This is a genomic window from Streptomyces populi (assembly GCF_002911015.1).
Taxonomy (GTDB): Bacteria; Actinomycetota; Actinomycetes; order Streptomycetales; family Streptomycetaceae; genus Streptomyces; species Streptomyces populi.
The window spans coordinates 1-16794 of record NZ_KZ626996.1 but is presented as its reverse complement, the minus strand read 5'-3'; the positions used below and the strand labels follow the sequence as shown (position 1 = coordinate 16794).

Genomic DNA, 16794 nt, shown 5'->3' with positions numbered 1-16794 from the left:
GGCGCGGAAGAGCAGGAAGCGCAGCACGGTCGCCGCGAGGTTGGCGACGATGAGCACCGCCAGTTCGGTGGAGTGCGAGGGGTCGCTCGTCGCGGCGTTCAGCGCGGCGAGGGAGCCGCTGGTCAGGGCGAGCCCGATGCCGAAGACGACCAGGCCCTGCGCCTGGTGCCGGACGGCGCCGCCGCGGCCGCGCACGCCGAAGGTGAGCCGCCGGTTGGCCGCCGTGTTGGCGATCGCCGACACGAGCAGCGCGAGCGCGTTGGCGACCTGTGCTCCGGAGAAGGAGCGGAAGCCGCTGTAGAGCAGCAGGTAGAAGAGGGTGGACAGGCCGCCGACGACGCAGAACCCGACGAGCTGGCGGGCCAGGCCCCTGGGCACGTCGGTCAGTTCGCGGTCGCGCGGGTCGTCCCCGAAGGGCCGGGCGAGCCGGTCGAGCGACAGCGAGCCGGTGGCGAGGGCGCGTCCCACCCGCCACACGCCCTTGAGGTCGTCCGTGGCGGTCTTCACGATGTGGACCGTCGAGTCGGGGTCGTCGACCCAGTCGACCGGGACCTCGTGGATGCGCAGCCCGGCCCGCTCGGCCAGCACCAGCATCTCGGTGTCGAAGAACCAGCCGGTGTCCTCGACCAGGGGCAGCAGCTCCTGGGCGACGTCACGGCGGATCGCCTTGAAGCCGCACTGCGCGTCCGAGAAGCGGGCCTGGAGCGAACCGCGCAGGATCAGGTTGTACGTGCGGCTGATGAACTCGCGCTTGGCGCCCCGCACCACCCGTGAGGAGCGGGACAGCCGCGAGCCGATCGCGAGGTCCGAGTGACCGGAGATCAGCGGGGCCACCAGCGGCAGCAGCGCGTTCAGGTCGGTGGACAGGTCCACGTCCATGTAGGCGAGGACCGGCGCGTCGGACGCCGACCACACGGTCCGCAGCGCCCGGCCGCGGCCCTTCTGCTCCAGCCGGAAGGACGTGACCTCCGGAATCCGTTCCGCCAGCCGCGCCGCCACCAGGGGAGTGGTGTCCGTGGACGCGTTGTCCGCCACCGTGATGCGGAACGCGTACGGGAACGTGCGCTTGAGGTGCTCGTGCAGTCTGAGCACACATGGCTGGAGGTCCTTCTCCTCGTTGTAGACGGGGATCACTACGTCCAGGACAGCCGTACCGGCGTCTGTGGCCGGGAGGTGCTCCCGCGCCGGCAGATTGCCGGGAGAAGAGTCGGTTCGCATGGGAACGACTCTCGTCAAGCCCCCTGTCGCACCCATGTGGTGGCGCTGTGCTGTGCCTGTGAGTGCGATTGCCAGGACGTTTCGGGGGCGATCGCGGGCAGGTGCAGGGTGAACACGGTCCTGCCGGGGACGCTGTCCACGGTCACCGCGCCCCCGTGCGCGGACGCGACGGCCTGCACGATGGCGAGCCCGAGACCGGTCGATCCGGAGGCGCGCGAACGCGAGGAATCGCCTCGCGCGAACCGTTCGAAGACGCGGGGCAGCAGATCGGGCGGGATGCCGGGGCCGTCGTCCTGGACGTCCACGCACAGCCACGGGCCGTGCCGGTGCACCCGCGCGGTGACGGTCGTCCCCGGCGGGGTGTGGGTGCGGGCGTTGGCGAAGAGATTGACCATGACCTGCTGCAGGCGTGCGGCGTCCGCCGACACCAGCGCGGGCTCCTCGGGCAGTTCGAGCCGCCAGTTGTGGTTGCGTCCGGCGGCCCGCGCGTCGCTCACGGCGTCGATCACCAGGGGAACGAGGTCGGTCTGCTCGTACTGCAGCGGCCGCCCGGCGTCGAGCCGCGCGAGCAGCAGCAGATCCTCCACGAGCAGGGTCATCCGGCCGGCCTCGGACTCGATGCGCCCGAGCGCGTGCCGGGTGTCGGGCCCGGTCTCCTCCCGGCCGCGTCTGGTCAGCTCGGCGTACCCGCGGATGGACGCCAGCGGGGTGCGCAGCTCATGGCTGGCGTCCGCGACGAACTGCCGTACGCGCATCTCGCTCTGCTGCCGTGCGTGCAGCGCCCCGTGGATGTGGTCGAGCATGCGGTTGAGCGCCGCCCCGACCTGTCCGACCTCGGTGCGCGGGTCGGCCTCGGACTCCGGGACCCGCTCGTAGAGGGTGACCTCGCCTGTGTGCAGGGGGAGTTCGGAGACCCGGGTGGCGGTCGCGGCGACCTTGCGCAGGGGGCGCAGGGCGAGGCCTACGATCACGCTGCCCGCGATGCCGGCGGCGACGAGTCCGGCGCCGGTGATGCTCGCCTCGACGAGGATGAGGGTGTTGACGGTGTTGTTCACGGACTCGGTGGGCAGGGCGACGTAGTAGTTGCCGTGAGCACCGGTCACGTACATGACGTAGTACTCGCCCAGGCTCGGGATGTCCGTGGTGTGCGGGTCGCCGTCCTTGGAGACGGCGGCGAGCGCGGCCTTCTGCTCGTCGTCGAGCGCGACGGGATTCATCCGCTGGAAGCCGGTGCTGCCGGACTTCTCCGCGGCGATGACCGCCTCGTCGACCTCGCCGTCGGTGCCGAGTTCGGCCGCTATGGTCCTCGTCTGCGTCCCGCCCATGGTGACGAAGTTCTTGAGCCTGTCCTCGTCGGAGGAACCGAGGACGGAGGACGGCAGCCCGTCGCCGTTCGGCTTGCCGGGCGTCTGGCTCCCGTCGCCGGGGTTCACGCCCCGCACGTCCCCGGGAGGGCCCGAGAGCCGTCGGCCCGCGTCGGTGACCTGCGATTCCAGCTGCTTGTACAGATGGCGGTCCAGCGCGATGGTCGTGACCGTGCCGATCAGGGCACAGACCACCGCGATGAGGGCCACCGCCGAGACGACGAGCCGCGACCGCAGGGTCCTCGGCTGTCGTGCCCGCCTCTTCTGCGCCCGCGTCCGTCGTCGTCCGCTCATGACGTGGCGGGCTTGATCAGGTAACCGGCGCCGCGCCGCGTGTGGATCATCGGCTCGCGCCCGGCGTCGATCTTGCGGCGCAGGTACGAGATGTAGAGCTCGACCACATTGGCCTGGCCGCCGAAGTCGTACGACCACACGCGGTCGAGTATCTGCGCCTTGCTCAGCACCCGGCGCGGATTGCGCATCAGGAAGCGCAGCAGCTCGAACTCGGTAGCGGTGAGGTGGATGTTGTCCCCGCCGCGCGACACCTCGTGGCTGTCCTCGTCCAGGGTGAGGTCCCCGACGACGAGCACGGACTCGGACCGCCGGTCGGCCGCGCCGGAACGCCGGATCAGACCGCGCAGCCGGGCCACGACCTCCTCCAGGCTGAACGGCTTGGTGACGTAGTCGTCGCCACCGGCGGTGAGGCCCGCGATCCGGTCCTCGACGGCGTCCTTCGCCGTCAGGAACAGGACCGGGACGTCCGGCAGCTCCCGGCGGAGCCGGCCGAGCACCGTCAGCCCGTCCATGTCGGGCAGCATCATGTCGAGCACCACGGCGTCGGGCCGGAACTCGCGCGCGGTCTGCACCGCGCCCGTCCCGTCACCCGCGCTGCGGATCTGCCATCCCTCGTAGCGGAGGGCCATGGACAGCAGCTCGGTGATCGACAGCTCGTCGTCCACCACAAGCACCCGGACGGGGCTCCCGTCCGGCCTCAGCAGTTCGGTGCGCCCCTGGGGCGAGGTCGTGGTCATAGCGGACACCTTGGCGGGCGCCGCTGAGAGCATCCTTTCGGCAACCTGTGATTTCCCTGAGAAACGCACAGGTGCCTCTCAGGGAATTGCTGGGTAACGCTTTCCGGCGTCAGCGGAGGCCGAAGAGACGGGCCCCGTTCCCGAAGCAGACCGCCCGCAGCCAGTCGTCGCCCAGCCCGAGCCGTTCCAGCGCGCGCAGCTGGTGGACGTAGGGGTACGGGATGTTCGGGAAGTCCGTGCCGAGGAGCACCCGGTCCCCGAGGTCCGCGAGCCGGGGCAGCAGGGCGGGCGGGAACGGCGCGAGCCGCTCGCTGAAGTCGGTGAACGCCATGGTCGTGTCGAGCCGCACCTCGTCGTACCGCTCGGCGAGGCCGAGGAAGTCCTCGTACTCGGGCATCCCCATGTGCGCGAAGACGAACCGCAGCCGGGGGTGCCGGCGCAGGACGGCCGCGGCCGGTCCCGGACCGGTGTGCTTGCCGGGCGAGGGCCCCGATCCACAGTGGATCACCACGGGGATCCCCGCCTCGGCGAGCAGCCCCCAGGCGGGGTCGAGGAGTTCGTCCGCCGGGTCGTACGCCCCCACCTGCACGTGTGCCTTGAAGACGCGCGTGCCCGCCTCCACCGCCTCGCGCACGTAGTCCTCGACGCCCGGCTCGGGGAAGAGGGTCGAGGTGTGCAGGCAGTCCGGGGTCCGGCGGGCGAAGCCGACGGCCCAGGAGTTGAGCCACTCGGCCATGCCGGCCTTGTGCGGGTAGAGCATCGCCGTGAAGGCGCGCACCCCGAACCCCCGGATCAGCGCGAGCCGTTCGTCCTCGTCCGCGCGATAGGCGATCGGCCACTCGATGCCGCCGGTGAGCTCGCCCAGCCCGTCGAAGTAGTCCCACACCTTGCGCAGCACCCGCTCGGGCATGAAGTGCGTGTGGACGTCGACGAGTCCGGGCAGGCCGAGGCCCTCCCAGAAGCCCCGCACTTCCCGGGCCTCGTCCCGCACTTCCCCTGCCTCGTCCCGCGCCTCCCGTGCCACCGGCCGCTCCGCGTCCTCCCGCTCAGTCCCCGGCACGCTCGTACCCGTGGCTCCGCTCGACCTTGGCGACGTGCAGGGTGTACCGCTCGTACCACTCGGCCCGGCCGCGCCGCTGTGCCGCGCGGTGCTCGGCGTGCGCGCTCCACTCCTTGATGGCGTCCTCGTCCCGGAAGTACCCGACGGTGATGGCCAGTCCGCCCGGTGTCCGCGCGTGGTCCATCCCCAGATAGCCCGGGACCTGCTTCACCAGTTCCTCCATCCGGTCGGCGGTCTCCCCGTACCCGGCGTCCTCGTCGCTCCGCACGGAGGTGAACACGGCGACGTAGTAGGGGGGTTCATGGGCTGCGACAGGCAGGTCAGAGTGATCGTTCATGTCCGTCACTCTCCTTCCGGGTGTCCCCCGTCGTCCAGCGGCTTTCCGAACGGGATCCGAAAGGGATCCAAGTCTTGACCGTTCCGGCCGCACCCGCCCCTCCCGGCCCGGCGGACTTCCTTCCCCTGCCCCCTTTCCGTTCAGAAGAGACCGTCCTGGACACCGGCGTCCGCCCCGGGCAACTCCCTTACGGGGAAGGTGGCTCCAGAACCTCCGTCCGCGCCTCCGGCACCGGTCAGGTCCCATCCGGTCATCAGCCGGGTGTCGAGGACGACGGCTCCACGCCCGGTGCGGAGATGGAGATCGGGACCCGCCACACCGCACAGCTCACCGCTGATCGCGCCTCCGGCGGCCAGCTCGCGCACGGCCGCCCGCGCGGGCGGAAGCCCGGCGAGTCCGAACACGTCCGCGTGGTCGACGGGCTCGAAGGGCGCGCGCCCGACCGACTCCGGCCAGCCCTCGAGGTCCCCGGCACGTCCGTGCAGCTCCCGGAGCTCGGCGACGCGCTCCCCGGCCTCCGGCAGCACCGCCCGCACCGCCCGCTTGTCCGCGTACGGAATCCGGTCCGGCACCCCGAGCGCGGCCCGCAGCAGTTCCTCGGTCCGGCGCGCCGCCATCAACGGCCCCTGCCCCAGCCAGCTGAAGGTGACGGCGCCCTGCTCCAGAAGGCGCACGGAACCCCGCTCGACCCGGGTGATCCCCACCTTGACCATGCCGGGCCCGAACCACGCGAGGTACACCCGGTACGGCCGCGGATCGTCGGCCAGTGTGTCGGCGGCCACGGAGTGCGCCCGGTCCAGCCGCGCGCACTCCTCGCACCGCGCCCCCGTACCGCGCGGCGACACGACGGCCCGCACGGGACACGCGGTCCCCCGCGCCCCCACGCAGGTCCGCACGCCCCCGTCCACGACACCGAACGCGACCCGTCGCCCCGGAGCCAGCGGACTCGTCCGCCCGCCGCCCCACACGAGCACGGGCCCGTCCTCCGACCACCGCAACCCCGAACACGTCCACACCCGCCGCACACGACGACAGTAGAGGCCCCCGCCGACAGGCGCTCCGGCCGGCGGGAACGCCGTGGTGACGTACGGGGCCGCGACGGCCGGCGACTACCTGGTGGGGCTGATGCTGACGATGCGGTGGTCGGGGGTCATGACGACCGAGAGCTTGACGGGGGCGCCGTGCTCCCAGGACAGGGTGACGACGGCCTCGGTGGAGTCGCCCTTGCTCTTCTCGGTCACCGTCCACCGGGAAGGGATGCTCTGGGCGCGCAGGACGCCGTCCGCGTGGTTCGTGCGCTCCCAGGCCGTCAGCTTCTTGCTGAGCGCGGAGTCCAGGTAGTGGGCGCGCAGGTCCTTCAGCAGCTTGGGCTCGGGGTCGGAGCCGTTCTGGGCGTCGATGTAGGCACCGTAGAAGTCGGCGATGCCGGTCAGCGCGTCGCCGGTCCTGCCGCTCACGGTCCGCGGCTTGGCGGTGGCCGCCTGCGCCTTGGCGGCCACCGCCCGCGGAGCGCGGTGCGGCGCGTCGGCCTGGGAGGCGTGCGCCGAGACGCCGAGCCCGAGGCCCAGGGCGAGGCCGGCGGTGACGGCCGCGATACGGCGGAGGCTGCGGCGTCCGGAGGTGTTGCCGTGCATGGTGTGTTCCTCGTTCCTGGTCGGTGGACCTCGTCGCACGGGCCCGTCGGACGCCCCGTCGGGGCGTGTCCGGGCATGGGTGTCCCTGTGGACGGGCCGGTGGTGTGGATGCCGCCCTCCTGAACATGTCGGCCGGTGGGGCCGTACCGCTGGGAGCGACACCAAGAGCATCAGCGGCCCTGGGGGACCGCGGCAATCACTGCCGTCCGATCCGCAACGGTGGAACCGTCCCAGGGCTGTTGACGTGCAAGGAAATGAAGTGACTGGGATGCCGTTCCGGGGCGGGACGGCGAAGTGCGAGCGAAGGTGGGCACGGGCCATGGCCGCGGCCGACGACGACGTGACGAGGTTCGCGGAGCTGCTGGCGCGCCTCAAGACCCGTACGGACCGCAGCTACGCGGCTCTCGCCCGGCGCCTGGACATGAACGCCTCCACGCTCCACCGCTATTGCGCGGGCGAGGCGGTACCGCTGGACTTCGCCGTGGTGGAGAGGTTCGCCGTGCTGTGCGGGGCCTCGTCCCAGGAGCGCGTGGAGCTGCACCGCCTGTGGATCCTGGCGGTCGCGGAGCGGCGACGGTCCCGCCCGGCCGCCGCCCGGCCGCGGCCGTCCGCCGCCCCGCCGCGTCGGGCGCCCGCGGACGTACCGGCCACCTCGGCGGACGGTACGGAGGAACGCGGCGGAACCCCGGAACCGGGTGCCGCACCCGCGGCCCAAGCGGCACCCGCGGCCCAAGCGGCCTCGGCGTCGCCCGCGACACCCGCACCGGCCTCGCCGGACGCCCCACCCCTGCCGGACGCACCGGCCGGGCCGGCCGCACCGGACACGGCGGTCGCACCGGACACGGCGGCCGGGACCGTCGGCGAGCGGCCCTCCCCCGCCTGGTACCGGCGCCGTCCGGCCGTCGTGTCCGCGGTCCTGGGCACCGCGTTCCTCCTGACCCTGGCGGGGCTCTCGGCGATCTCGGGGTTCCCGGGCTCGCTCTTCCCGGGCTCGCCCGGCGGCACGGCCTCACCGCACCACGGCCCGTCGGCGTCACCCACCGGTTCCCCGGCACGGCCGTCCGCCCAGGCCGTGCCGTTCACCTGGACCGTGAACTCCCACGTGTGGGAGGAGGACTGCGGCCACGACTACATCATCGACAAGCCCCCGCGGCAGGTCCCGCCGCCGCCGGTCGCCGAGGACGCCGAGGTGTGGGCGAACGCCCAGGACGCGGTGCACGGCGGGGAGACGACCGTGCGGGTGGCGGTGCAGGGGCGCACGTCGGCGGCCGTCGTCCTGGAGGCCCTGCACGTGCGGGTCGTGCGCCGCGCCGCGGCCCCGACCGGCGGGGCCTTCGTCTACGACACGTCCCCGGAGTGCGGGGGAGGCGTCAAGCCCAGTTCGTTCGCGGTGAGTCTCGACAAGCACACCCCCGTCCCCCGGGCCGTGGCCGGACGCAGGGGGGACACGGTCCTGCCGGCGCGGCGCCTCCCCTACCGGGTCTCCGTGGACGACCCGGAGGTGCTGATGATCGAGGCACGGACCGAGCACTGCGCGTGCGACTGGTACCTCGATCTCGACTGGTCCTCGCAGGGCAGCACCGGCACCGTCCGGATCGACGACCACGGCCGCCCCTTCCGCACCGCCGGCGTCTCCGGGATCCCGCTCTACCGGTACGCCGGTTCACCCCCGCAGTGGGTCCCGGAGGCTCCGCGGGGCTGAGCCCGCCCTTTTCGGCCCGGCCCCGGACACCGCCCCGCCGAACCGCTCACGGTTCCCGGGGCGTTGCTCCCACCCCGCTCACGCCGAAGGCCCCGCCGGTTGAACCGGCGGGGCCTTCGATCTGTGTGCACTCGGCAGGATTCGAACCTGCAACCTTCTGATCCGTAGTCAGATGCTCTATCCGTTAAGCTACGAGTGCTTGTTCTGTTTTCACTTCCGTCTTCGCTCCCCGGGCTTTTGCCCCGCTCGCGGCGACAGGAAGAACATTACATGACTGCCGCCGCCATGTGAAATCCATTCCCCCCACCCCTTGTGACCTGCGAAAACGTCCTTCAGGGCGCTCGCGGGCCGACCGGGGACGGGTGGGGGCGACGGTCCTCGCGGACCCCGAGAACGCCGAAACCCCGGTCCAGTGGACCGGGGTTTCGGATCTTCGGGCGGAGGCGGAGGGATTTGAACCCTCGATGGGATTGAAGTCCCAAACCGCATTAGCAGTGCGGCGCCATAGACCGGACTAGGCGACGCCTCCCGCACAACCCCTCACGCGAACGCGAGTGGTGCGTGCAGATGATGACACAGACGAGCACCGCGTCACCAATCGCCTCCCACGGTACTAGGCAGATACGCCGCACCGCAAAGCCCCCACCGGTGCGCAACCGGGTGGGTCTCCCCGCGTTAAGCAGGTCATGTTGCGCCGACTGCTCCTCACCGCCGCCGTGTCAGCCACCGCCGCGCTCTCCTCCGTGCCCGCCGCCACCGCGGCCGGCACCCCCTCCGACGCCCCGGGGATCCCCCTCGTGCCCGTGGTGTCCCCCTCCGGAGCCTCCACGGCGTTCACCGGCGGACCGCTGTCGCCGTCGGCCTCCGCCGCGCACCGCGCCGTCCCGCCGGCCCTCATGCCCCCGCCGGCCCGTCCGGACGACTCCGCCGACCGGCTGACCGTGACCGTCCACGACGCGGGCGGCGGCGCGGACGGGACGTTCGAGCTGGAGTGCCACCCCGCGGGCGGCACCCATCCGCACGCGGCGGAGGCCTGCGACCGGCTCGACCGGATGACCACCTGGGGCAAGGACACCTTCGCCCCGGTGCCGCCGGACAGCCTGTGCACGATGGTCTACGGGGGGCCGGCCACCGCGCACGTCACGGGGACCTGGGCGGGGCGTCCCGTCGACGCCCGCTACGACCGCTCGAACGGGTGCGAGATCTCGCGCTGGAACGCCCTGGAGCCCGTCCTGCCCGGCACCCGCCCATAGCGCGGAAGCGGCGAGGACACGGCGAAGTCACGGTGATCTCACAGTGCTCTCACGGTTCCGCACGGTGAAATGCGTGGTCACGGGTTCTCCGCCGATTCTGCGTCTCATATGTGTGCGACCTCCCTCTCATCCGGCACCGTGAGCGCAACCTCTGCCCGTAGACTCCCTCGCGTGACACGCCGCGGGCCGGTTGGCAAGATGGCCTCCGCGGTCGGCAAGGTGCGGTAACAGGGAGGAAGCGTCTCGTGAGCAGCAGGCCATCCCGAGGCGCTGCTCGCCTCGCAGCCATACTGGACGCGCTCCCCGATGCGCTGGTCCTGGTCAACGCCAACGGGACCGTCGTCAACGCCAACACGATCGCCCTGGAGGCCTTCGAGGCCCCGGGCACGGCCCTGGTGGGCCGCGGGCTGCTCGATCTGCTTCCCGATTTCGACTCCAAGCTGATCCCCGGCTCCATGCGGCGCCCCGACACCACCGACGAGCGCGGGCGGACCAAGCCGACCCGGATGGTCGCGCGGCGGACCGACGGCTCGGAGTTCCCGGTCGAGGTCACCAGCGCGAACCTGGAGAGCGGCCAGCAGGCCTACGACAACTACGGCCCCCTCCCCGACGAGCTGCTCATGCTCGTCGTGCGCGACCTGTCGGGCACCGTCGACACCGAGGCCGAGCTCGCGCGCTCGCAGCGCCAGACCGAGATGATCCTGCGCGCGGCGGCCGAGGGCGTCGTCGGGACGGACACCGACGGACGGGTCGTCCTCGTCAACCCCGCCGCCGCCCAGATCCTCGGATACCGGGCCAGCGATCTCGGCGGCAGGGAACTGCACACCCTGGTCCTGCACTCGCGGGCGGACGGCGAGCCCTTCCCCTACTCGGAGTCGCCGCTCGCCGACACCCTGCGTTCCGGGCGCAAGCACCGGGTGCGCGGGCAGGTGCTGTGGTCGAAGGCCGGGGACAAGGTGCCGGTCGACCTGACGACCTCTCCGGTGCGCGACGGGGACCAGCTCGTGGGCGCCGTCATGACCTTCACCGACCGGCGGCCGTACGACGCCCTGGTCGAGGAGAAGGAGGCGGCCGACACCCGGCACGCCGAGGAACTGGAACGGCTCGGCGAGGAGCACGCCGCCGAGCTGGAGAAGCTGCGCGAGCGGCACTCCGCCGAGCTTACGGAGCTGACCGAGGGCCACGAGGAGGAACTCGCCTCCGGCGAGGAGCGGTACGCGGCGCTCGGCGAGCGCGAGAAGGACCGCTACGAGGCGCTGGCCGCCCGGCACGACCAGCTGCTCGCCGTCCTCGGCCACTCCCTGCGCGGCCCCCTCGACCAGCTGCGCGGCGAACTCGCCAAGCTCGCCGCCGACGACGCGGGGCAGCTGTGGCCGGAGGCCAACCAGGTCCTCCACCACCTCTCGGCCGGCTACTCGCGGATCACGACGCTCGTCGACAACGTCCTCGGCTACCAGCGGCTGGACGCGGGCATCGAGACGATCTACCGGACGAACGTGATGCTCGACGCCGTGGTCGCGGCCGGTGTCGAGGGCGCCGTGGAGCTGATCGGGCCCGGACGCGTGCAGTTCGCCGTGCACGCGCCGCCCATCGAGGCCGAGGTCGACCCGGGGCGTCTCGCCCGCGCCCTCGCCCACCTCGTCGCGGACGTCGCGGGAGTCGACGCGACCGGCAACGCGCCGGTGTCGGCGGGCGGTTACATGGACAACACGGTCGTCGTGGCGGCGGCGCAGCGCGGCGAGGTCGTCCGCATCGAGGTGCGCGGGCCGTACCCCGGGGGAGACCCGGTGCACGAGCCGATCGTGCGCGGGATCGTGCGCGCGCACGGCGGTGTGCTCCAGACGCACGAGGTGCCGGGGATGAGCGGCAGCGCGTACGTCCTGGAGGTGCCCATCGGGGGCGGGGCGGGCACGGTTCCGCTCGACGCCGTGGCACCCGTAGGCGCCGAGATCGCCCTTCCCGAGCAGGACCCGCGACAGGCCCTCCAGCAGGCCCCGCAGCAGAGCGGCGGCCGGCGCCGGGCCCGGCGGGCCTCCACGGACGCCTTCCTGGAGAGCGAGGAGTCGGGGGAGTCCGGTCCGAACGCCCTCGAGGCGGCCGACGCGGCCGCTCCCACGGGGCGCCGTCGCCGGCGTGCCGTCGAGGAGCAGGCGGCGGGCGAGCTGCCCGCCGCGCAGGAGCAGCCGGGCGAGGGCACCGAGAACGGCTCCGGTGGCACCGGACGACGCCGTGGCCGGCCCAGTCCCGCCGAGGGCGCGGGTGACGCGCCCGCCGAGGGCGCGGTCGTGATGGCGGGCGAGCACGGGGCGGGAACCGCTGCCGTGGGATCCGGGCTGGGCCCGGCGGTGCCTCCGCAGGGGGTGCCGGTCCCGGTGCCCTCCGGACGGCGCGCGCGCCGGGACGGCGAGCAGAACGCGCTGCCCGCGGCGCTGCCGGCGGCACCCGCCGCGACGGCACCGGACCAGGGTCCCGACGAGGACGAGGGCACCGCCGACGAGGCGGGCCGGCCGACCGGGCGGCGCCGCCGTGCGCTCGCCGCGGCGGCCGAGCGTGCCGCCGCGCAGGAGACGGGCGCCCGCACGGTGTTCGCGCTGCCGCCGGCGGAGGCGGACCAATCGCCGGAGTACGTCCAGGCCGCGGCGCAGGTGCAGGCCGCCCAGGCCCAGGCGGCCGAGGCCCAGGCCGCCGAGGTCCAGGCCGCTCAGGCGCAGGCGGCCCAGGCGGCGCAGGCCCAGGTCCAGGCCCAGGTCGCGCTGGCCCAGCAGGCCGACGGCCGCCATGACGCGGTGCTGCACGACCCCGACGACGATCACACCCCGCCGCAGCCGCACCCGGCCTCCGCCCCGACGGGCCGCCGACGCGCCCGTCCGGTCGCGGAACCGGCTCCCGCGGCGGCGGCCGGCGCACCCGGGCAGGCGCTCCCGGCGCCGGGCGTTCCCGGACAGCCGGTTCCGGCACAGGGCGTTCCCGCGCAGCCGGTGCCCGCGCAGGGCGTCCCCGCTCAGGTGGTGCCCGCGCTCGGACAGCCGGTTCCGGCACAGGGTGTTCCCGCACAGCCGGTGCCCGCGCTCGGACAGCCGGTGCCCGCGCAGGGTGTCCCCGCGCAGGTGGTCCCGGCCGCCACCGCCGGTCAGCCGGTCCCCGCGGGCCTGCCCGCGGTCGCGGCGCAGCCGGGTGCCGCCCCGGAGGCGGCGCTGCCGGGTGCCGCGCCCGCCCCGGTCCAGCCCTGGCCCGACGCGAACACCACCGGCGCGCAGCCCGCGCTCCCGGCGGCGAACGCGGCGGCTCCCGCCCCGCTCCCCCCGGAGCGCCCGGCCGCGCGGGTCGCCCAGCCGCTGCCCGCCGAGACGACGCCCGCCGCCGTCCCGGCCGACCCCGACTCGACGCAGGGCCGTGCCATAAGCGTGCGCACGCTCGGCCAGGGCGTCCCGTTCGCCCGCCAGGTCGCGGCGGACCGGCCGGGCGGCGGTGTCCAGGCCCCGACGCCTCCCCCGCACGGGACGAACGGTGGGGGCCGCCGCCGCAAGCTCGGCACTCCGCCCGAGCCCGCCGCCGACCGCGTGGAGACGGCCGCGCGCGCCCTTCCGGGAGGTGCCCAGCCGGGTGCCGGACCCCGGCGGCCCGGCACCACCGAGGGCGCCGGACGGTCGTACGCGATAGGGGCACCGGACGAGAACGCCGCCGAGGGCCCCGAGCCGCTCGACGGTCCCGGCGGTGCCGTCGAGGTCTCCGACCAGCCGCACCCGCGGCCCGTGGACGACGAGCTGCCCCCGGAGCCGCTGGACAACCCGCGGCGGCTGCTCGTGTGGCCGGCGCCCGACGCCGGCACCCAGCAGGCGCTGAGCGACCGCGGCTACCGGCCGGTCGTCGTGAACTCGCGCGAGGAGGTGGACGCGCAGATCGCCGCGTTCCCCGCCGCGCTGTTCGTCGACCCGCTGACCGGCCCGATCACCCAGAAGGCGTTGCAGTCGCTGCGCCAGGCCGCCGTCGCGGCCGAGGTCCCCGTCCTGGTGACGGCCGGACTCGGACAGGCGACGCGCGACGCGGCGTACGGTGCCGACCCCGCCGTCCTCCTGAAGGCGCTCGCGCCCCGCGACTCCGAGCAGCACCCGCCACGTGTGCTGCTCATCGAGGAGCACGCGGAGATCGCGCTCGCGCTGACGGCGACACTGGAGCGGCGCGGGATGCAGGTCGCGCGTGCCTCGACGGACGAGGACGCGGTCACCCTGGCCTCGCAGATGCGGCCGAACCTCGTGGTGATGGACCTGATGCAGGTACGGCGCCGGCAGGCCGGGATCGTCGACTGGCTGCGTGCGAACGGGCAGTTGAACCGCACCCCGCTCGTCGTCTACACCGCCGCCGTCGACCTGTCCGAACTGCCGCGGCTGGCCGCGGGGGAGTCGGTGCTCTGCCTCGCCGAGCGTTCGACGGCCGCCGAGGTCCAGGAGCGGATCGTCGACCTGCTGGCCCGCATCGGCACCAACTAGGGCCGTACGTACGTCCTTGCGCCCCGCGGGTACGTACGTCCTCGCGCCCTGCGGGTACGTCCGTCCGTACGTGTCCGTGCGTCCGTGAGCGCGCGTGAGCCGGGCGGGGAGCTTCAGGGCTCCCCGCCCGGCTCACGCATGCTGTCCGCGCGTCAGAGCCTGGTCACGTCCAGGGCGCCCTCCGCGTACCTCTTGCGGATGACCTTCTTGTCGAACTTGCCGACGCTCGTCTTCGGGACGGCCTCGACGATCGACCAGCGCTCGGGGAGCTGCCACTTGGCGATCTTGCCCTCGTCGGCGAGGAAGGCGCGCAGCGACTCGAAGTCGGCGGTGGAGCCCTCCTTCAGGACGACGGTGGCCAGCGGGCGCTCGCCCCACTTCTCGTCGGGGACGGCCACGACCGCGGCCTCGGTCACGTCCGGGTGGGACATGAGGGCGTTCTCCAGGTCGACCGAGGAGATCCACTCGCCGCCCGACTTGATGACGTCCTTGGCCCGGTCGGTGAGGGTCAGGAAGCCGTCGGGGCTGATCGTGCCGACGTCCCCGGTCTTGAGCCAGCCGTCCTCGCTGAACTTGTCGGCGGGGCGCAGCGGTTCCCCGTCGCTGCCGCCGTAGTAGGCGCCGGCGATCCACGGGCCCCGGACCTCCAGCTCGCCGGCGGACTCGCCGTCCCACGGGAGCCGTTCGCCGCCGGGGCCGGTGAGGCGGGCCTCGACGCCCGCCGGGAAACGGCCCTGGGTCAGGCGGTAGGCGAACTCCTCGTCCGTGCCCACCGCGTGGGCCGGCGGGCGGGCGATGGTGCCGAGCGGGGAGGTCTCGGTCATGCCCCAGGCGTGACAGACGTGCATGCCCAGCTCGTCGAAGGCGGCCATGAGCGAGGGCGGGCAGGCCGAGCCGCCGATCGTCACCTGGGTGAGGGAGGAGACGTCACGGGGCTTGGCGGTCAGCTCGGCGAGCAGTCCCTGCCAGATGGTCGGGACGGCGGCGGCGTGCGTCGGCCGCTCGGACTCGATCATCTCGGCGAGCGGGGCGGGCTGGAGGAAACGGTCGGGCATCAGCATGTTGATGCCCGACATGAAGGTCGCGTGGGGCAGGCCCCAGGCGTTGACGTGGAACTGCGGCACCACGACGAGGGTCGTGTCCCGGTCCGTGAGGCCCATGGACTGGGCCATGTTCACCTGCATGGAGTGCAGGTAGATCGAACGGTGGGAGTAGACGACGCCCTTGGGGTCCCCGGTGGTCCCGGAGGTGTAGCACATGGCCGCGGCCTGCCGCTCGTCGATCTCCGGCCAGTCGTAGACCGTCGGCTTCCCGGCGATGAGCTCCTCGTAGTCGTGCACCCGCACGCCCGCCCCGTCGAGCACGGAGCGGTCGCCGGGACCCGAGACCACCACGTGCTCCACCGTCGGGAGCTGGGGGAGGAGCGGTGCCAGCAGCGGGAGCAGCGATCCGTTGGCGATGACCACGCGGTCGGCGGCGTGGTTGACGATGAAGACGAGCTGCTCGGCCGGGAGGCGGAGGTTCAGGGTGTGCAGTACGGCGCCCATGGAGGGGATCGCGTAGTACGCCTCGACGTGCTCGGCGTTGTTCCACATGAGGGTCGCGACCCGCTCGTCGCCCGTCACCCCGAGGTCGTCGCGCAGGGCGTGGGCCAGCTGGTTCGCCCGCGCACCGGCTTCGCGGAAGCTGCGGCGGTGCGGTTCCGCCTCACCCGTCCAGGTCGTGATCTGCGAGTCTCCGTGCACCAGCGCCCCGTGCTCCAGAATGCGGGTCACAGTCAGCGGTACGTCCTGCATCGTGCTCAGCACGGCGTCCTCCCGGGGCGACATTGCCTACGCGGTAGTAATGGGTTGCGCTGATTCTGCGCACATACCGCGTGGTATGTCACTAGCCCCAGGAATGATCGATCACCTCAGGGCCCGCTCGGACTCCGGCCGGGAGTCCTCCTGACGGACGGGGATCAGCTCGGGGTCCTCGCGCAGTTTGCCCAGCGCACGGGAGACCGCCGACTTGACCGTGCCCACGGAGACCCCGAGGACCTCCGCCGTCTGGGCCTCGCTCAGGTCCTCGTAGTAGCGCAGCACGACCATCGCCCGCTGCCGCGCCGGGAGCTTCGTGATCGCCCGCCACATCGCGTCGTGCAGCGCCTGCTGCTCGGCGGGGTCGGCGGCGGGCAGCCCCTCCGGCTCCGGCAGCTCGTCGCAGACGAACTCGTCGACCTTCCGCTTGCGCCACTGCGACGTCCGCGTGTTCAGCAGGGCGCGCCGCACGTAGCCGTCCAGCGCCCGGTGGTCCTCGATCCGGTCCCAGGCGACGTACGTCTTCGTCAGCGCCGTCTGCAGCAGGTCCTCCGCGTCGCTCGGGTTCGCGGTGAGTGACCGGGCGGTGCGCAGCAGCACCGGCTGCCGCGCCTTCACGTACGACGAGAACGACGGGTACGAGCGGGTCCGCGCCCCTCTTGTGGCGGCGTCCGAGGCACTCGTGCAGACGGGTGTGGTCATGGCTCCACGCTAGGTTCGCCCCCTCGTCCGGCGGATCGGCCGCAGGTCCCGAAGCCATGTCCGCCTCAGGTTGTAGAAGCGGTGCCGGCCTCACCTCCTGAAGGTGGACGAGCGGGTCGCTTCCCCTGAGGGTTCACCCCTGAGACACGGCCGCCGGGGGCGGTTCCCGTCCTGTGGTGGGTCGGGGCCGTGGGGGGGGAAAAAACC

The 16794-nt window shown here is 73.2% G+C and carries 12 protein-coding genes and 2 tRNA genes; 3 read left to right on the top strand and 11 right to left on the bottom strand.

The genetic code is table 11. The features are described from left to right. From CW362_RS39490 to CW362_RS39460, 7 genes are all read right to left on the bottom strand, one after another. A partial coding sequence (locus tag CW362_RS39490; protein WP_103554415.1) for a bifunctional glycosyltransferase family 2/GtrA family protein occupies positions 1 to 1218 on the bottom strand: 1218 nt, incomplete at its 3' end. A gap of 14 nt (positions 1219 to 1232) precedes the next feature. Continuing rightward, positions 1233 to 2876, bottom strand: a complete 1644-nt coding sequence (locus CW362_RS39485; RefSeq protein ID WP_103554414.1) for a sensor histidine kinase — start codon at positions 2874 to 2876, stop codon at positions 1233 to 1235. Beyond that, entirely contained in the window at positions 2873 to 3613 is a 741-nt protein-coding gene (locus CW362_RS39480; RefSeq protein WP_162684384.1) for a response regulator transcription factor, read from the bottom strand. The genes CW362_RS39485 and CW362_RS39480 overlap by 4 nt, the downstream gene beginning before the upstream one ends. Positions 3614 to 3722: 109 nt before the next feature. Further along, positions 3723 to 4637 (bottom strand): amidohydrolase family protein, encoded by a 915-nt coding sequence (locus tag CW362_RS39475; RefSeq protein WP_376454137.1) that lies wholly within the window; start codon positions 4635 to 4637, stop codon positions 3723 to 3725. Between the two features lie 22 nt (positions 4638 to 4659). Continuing rightward, positions 4660 to 5010 (bottom strand): antibiotic biosynthesis monooxygenase family protein, encoded by a 351-nt coding sequence (locus CW362_RS39470; protein ID WP_103554411.1) that lies wholly within the window; start codon positions 5008 to 5010, stop codon positions 4660 to 4662. Positions 5011 to 5150: 140 nt separating this feature from the next. After that, positions 5151 to 6035 carry a DUF2797 domain-containing protein gene (locus CW362_RS39465; protein ID WP_103554410.1) on the bottom strand — a complete coding sequence of 295 codons (885 nt, stop codon included), beginning with the start codon at positions 6033 to 6035 and terminating at the stop codon, positions 5151 to 5153. An 84-nt stretch (positions 6036 to 6119) separates the two neighbouring features. Next, positions 6120 to 6644 (bottom strand): hypothetical protein, encoded by a 525-nt coding sequence (locus CW362_RS39460; RefSeq protein WP_103554409.1) that lies wholly within the window; start codon positions 6642 to 6644, stop codon positions 6120 to 6122. Positions 6645 to 6963: 319 nt separating this feature from the next. On the opposite strand from CW362_RS39460, the gene CW362_RS39455 reads away from it, so the two are divergent. Beyond that, positions 6964 to 8346 carry a helix-turn-helix domain-containing protein gene (locus tag CW362_RS39455; protein WP_103554408.1) on the top strand — a complete coding sequence of 461 codons (1383 nt, stop codon included), beginning with the start codon at positions 6964 to 6966 and terminating at the stop codon, positions 8344 to 8346. 126 nt (positions 8347 to 8472) lie between these two features. Here CW362_RS39455 and CW362_RS39450 read toward each other — a convergent pair. Both CW362_RS39450 and CW362_RS39445 read right to left on the bottom strand, forming a co-directional pair. Further along, positions 8473 to 8545 (bottom strand) — tRNA-Arg (locus tag CW362_RS39450). Positions 8546 to 8784: 239 nt separating this feature from the next. After that, positions 8785 to 8875, bottom strand: a tRNA-Ser gene (locus CW362_RS39445). A gap of 157 nt (positions 8876 to 9032) precedes the next feature. On the opposite strand from CW362_RS39445, the gene CW362_RS39440 reads away from it, so the two are divergent. After that, entirely contained in the window at positions 9033 to 9599 is a 567-nt protein-coding gene (locus tag CW362_RS39440) for an SSI family serine proteinase inhibitor (protein ID WP_103554407.1), read from the top strand. Positions 9600 to 9844: 245 nt separating this feature from the next. Continuing rightward, a complete protein-coding gene (locus CW362_RS39435; protein ID WP_103554406.1) occupies positions 9845 to 14086 on the top strand; it encodes a response regulator in 4242 nt (1413 codons plus the stop codon). A gap of 152 nt (positions 14087 to 14238) precedes the next feature. On the opposite strand, the gene CW362_RS39430 is transcribed toward CW362_RS39435, so the two are convergent. Further along, on the bottom strand, positions 14239 to 15915 hold the full coding sequence (locus CW362_RS39430) for a long-chain fatty acid--CoA ligase (RefSeq protein WP_103554405.1): 1677 nt from the start codon (positions 15913 to 15915) through the stop codon (positions 14239 to 14241). 78 nt (positions 15916 to 15993) lie between these two features. Then, positions 15994 to 16587 carry a SigE family RNA polymerase sigma factor gene (locus CW362_RS39425; RefSeq protein WP_103554404.1) on the bottom strand — a complete coding sequence of 198 codons (594 nt, stop codon included), beginning with the start codon at positions 16585 to 16587 and terminating at the stop codon, positions 15994 to 15996. Positions 16588 to 16794: the final 207 nt, after the last annotated feature.